A 3,343-nucleotide genomic window follows, 5' to 3' on the forward strand; every position below is an offset into this window, starting at 1 on the left:
CGGCCGTCTGGCCATCGCCTTGCTCATGTCCGCGATCGGCATCGTCCCTGGATGGTGCCTCGAGCGCAGGATCGTTTCCGAAGACGAAGAACCCGTTTGCGGGTCGGGCCTTGCCTGATCCGCCTGTTCACCTTGACATCGTAGATAGAAGATCTGTTCGGCCTGTAAGGGGGCTGGAGCGCGGCTTGTGCCTTGAAGGGGCGCGGGCCATTTGGCGTTCCGTTGCTTGCCGGCGATCAGTTAAAGGACCTCGGTCCGACATCTGGTCCCTTTACTGAGCGGAGGGTTGAGCCTCCGGAGCGCTGCTGACCGCGCGCATCGCTGGATATGATCTCGTGAAACTGGTCTTAGTATCGATGCCTGGTGCCACCTTCGGCTGGCACCTTGGATGGGCATTGATAATGAGAGTGATCAAGTGCCTTAAGGGCATTCGGTGGATGCCTTGGCGACAAGAGGCGATGAAGGACGTGATACGCTGCGATAAGCCGTGGGGAGCTGCGAATAAGCTTTGATCCGCGGATTTCCGAATGGGGAAACCCACTCCGTAAGGAGTACCCGTAAGGGGGCGAACCCGGGGAACTGAAACATCTCAGTACCCGGAGGAAAGGACATCAACAGAGACTCCGTTAGTAGTGGCGAGCGAACGCGGACCAGGCCAGTGGCTTGTGCTTAAGAACCGGAACCGTCTGGAAAGTCGGACCATAGCGGGTGATAGTCCCGTACGGGTAGAAAGAGCATAAGTCCTCGAGTAGGGCGGGACACGTGAAATCCTGTCTGAACATGGGGGGACCACCCTCCAAGCCTAAGTACTCCTTGTCGACCGATAGCGAACAAGTACCGTGAGGGAAAGGTGAAAAGCACCCCGACGAGGGGAGTGAAACAGACCCTGAAACCGGATGCCTACAAACAGTCGGAGGGCGCAAGCCTGACGGCGTACCTTTTGTATAATGGGTCAGCGACTTAATTTGACATGCAAGCTTAAGCCGTAAGGTGTAGGCGCAGCGAAAGCGAGTCTGAACAGGGCGATTTAGTATGTCGGATTAGACCCGAAACCGAGTGATCTAGCCATGACCAGGTTGAAGGTGCGGTAACACGCACTGGAGGACCGAACCCACGCCTGTTGAAAAAGTCGGGGATGAGTTGTGGCTAGGGGTGAAAGGCCAATCAAACTCGGAAATAGCTGGTTCTCCGCGAAATCTATTTAGGTAGAGCGTCGGACGAATACTTCTGGGGGTAGAGCACTGGATGGGCTATGGGGACTCACCGTCTTACTGATCCTAACCAAACTCCGAATACCAGAAAGTACTATCCGGCAGACACACAGTGGGTGCTAACGTCCATTGTGGAGAGGGAAACAACCCTGACCGCCAGTTAAGGTCCCCAAATCATGGCTAAGTGGCAAAGGATGTAGGACTCCCAAAACAACCAGGATGTTGGCTTAGAAGCAGCCATCATTTAAAGAAAGCGTAACAGCTCACTGGTCTAGTCAAGGGGTTCCGCGCCGATAATGTAACGGGGCTCAAGCCATGTACCGAAACTGCGGGTTCAGCGTAAGCTGAGCGGTAGCGGAGCGTTCCGTAGGCCTGCGAAGGGAGACCCGTGAGGGCTCCTGGAGGTATCGGAAGTGCGAATGCTGACATGAGTAACGATAAAGGGGGTGAGAGACCCCCTCGCCGAAAGTCCAAGGGTTCCTGCGCAACGCTAATCGGCGCAGGGTTAGCCGGCCCCTAAGGCGAGGCCGAAAGGCGTAGTCGATGGGAATGCAGTTAATATTCTGCAGCCTGCGGGTAGTGACGGATGCCGTGTATCGTATCCCCTTACTGGATTGGGGATGCGGTGAAGGTGTTCCAGGAAATAGCTCCCGCGTACAGACCGTACCCGAAACCGACACAGGTGGACTGGTAGAGCATACCAAGGCGCTTGAGAGAACTATGCTGAAGGAACTCGGCAAATTGCTCCCGTAAGTTCGCGAGAAGGGAGCCCCGGGCTTGGGCAACCAGGTTCGGGGGGCACAGACCAGGGGGTGGCGACTGTTTATCAAAAACACAGGGCTCTGCGAAGCCGCAAGGCGACGTATAGGGTCTGACGCCTGCCCGGTGCCGGAAGGTTAAGAGGAGGTGTGCAAGCACCGAATTGAAGCCCCGGTAAACGGCGGCCGTAACTATAACGGTCCTAAGGTAGCGAAATTCCTTGTCGGGTAAGTTCCGACCTGCACGAATGGCGTAACGACTTCCCCGCTGTCTCCAGCATAGACTCAGTGAAATTGAATTCCCCGTGAAGATGCGGGGTTCCTGCGGTCAGACGGAAAGACCCCGTGCACCTTTACTACAGCTTCACACTGGCATTCGTGTCGACATGTGTAGGATAGGTGGTAGACGTTGAAGCAGGAGCGCCAGCTCTTGTGGAGTCACCCTTGAAATACCACCCTTGTCGTCATGGATGTCTAACCGCGGCGCAACAACGTCCGGGACAGTGTGTGGCGGGTAGTTTGACTGGGGCGGTCGCCTCCCAAATGGTAACGGAGGCGCGCGATGGTGGGCTCAGAACGGTCGGAAATCGTTCGTCGAGTGCAATGGCATAAGCCCGCCTGACTGCGAGACTGACAAGTCGAGCAGAGACGAAAGTCGGTCATAGTGATCCGGTGGTCCCTCGTGGAAGGGCCATCGCTCAACGGATAAAAGGTACGCCGGGGATAACAGGCTGATGATTCCCAAGAGTCCATATCGACGGAATCGTTTGGCACCTCGATGTCGGCTCATCACATCCTGGGGCTGGAGCAGGTCCCAAGGGTTCGGCTGTTCGCCGATTAAAGTGGTACGTGAGCTGGGTTCAGAACGTCGCGAGACAGTTCGGTCCCTATCTGCCGTGGGTGTAGGAGAATTGAGAGGATCTGTCCCTAGTACGAGAGGACCGGGATGGACGCACCTCTGGTGGACCTGTTGTCGCGCCAGCGGCATAGCAGGGTAGCTATGTGCGGAACGGATAACCGCTGAAAGCATCTAAGCGGGAAACCGGCCTCAAAACCAGTTCTCCCTATCAGAGCCGTGGAAGACCACCACGTCGATAGGCCGGGTGTGGACGCGCAGCAATGCGTGAAGCTTACCGGTACTAATAGCTCGACCGGCTTGATCACTCTCATTAATCAATGCCCATCCAAGTCCAATCAGGACAAAACAAAACCTAAGACCAGTTCACGATTTTTGCGCTCTGCCGGCCTGGTGGCCATTGCGGGGACCCAAACACCCGATCCCATCCCGAACTCGGAAGTGAAACGCCCCAGCGCCAATGGTACTGCGTCTCAAGACGTGGGAGAGTCGGTCGCCGCCAGGCCCGCAAAGCGCAA

The 3,343-nt window shown here is 56.3% G+C and carries 2 rRNA genes; both read left to right on the forward strand.

What is annotated here, in order from left to right:
• The first annotated feature begins 409 nt into the window (after window positions 1–409).
• Window positions 410–3,133: ribosomal RNA gene (locus tag MNI96_RS21665) — 23S ribosomal RNA — on the forward strand.
• A gap of 81 nt (window positions 3,134–3,214) precedes the next feature.
• Window positions 3,215–3,330 (forward strand): 5S ribosomal RNA (gene rrf, locus MNI96_RS21670).
• Window positions 3,331–3,343: the final 13 nt, after the last annotated feature.

Origin of the sequence: Stappia sp. WLB 29 (assembly GCF_023507705.1) — a bacterium.
Taxonomy (GTDB): Bacteria; Pseudomonadota; Alphaproteobacteria; order Rhizobiales; family Stappiaceae; genus Stappia.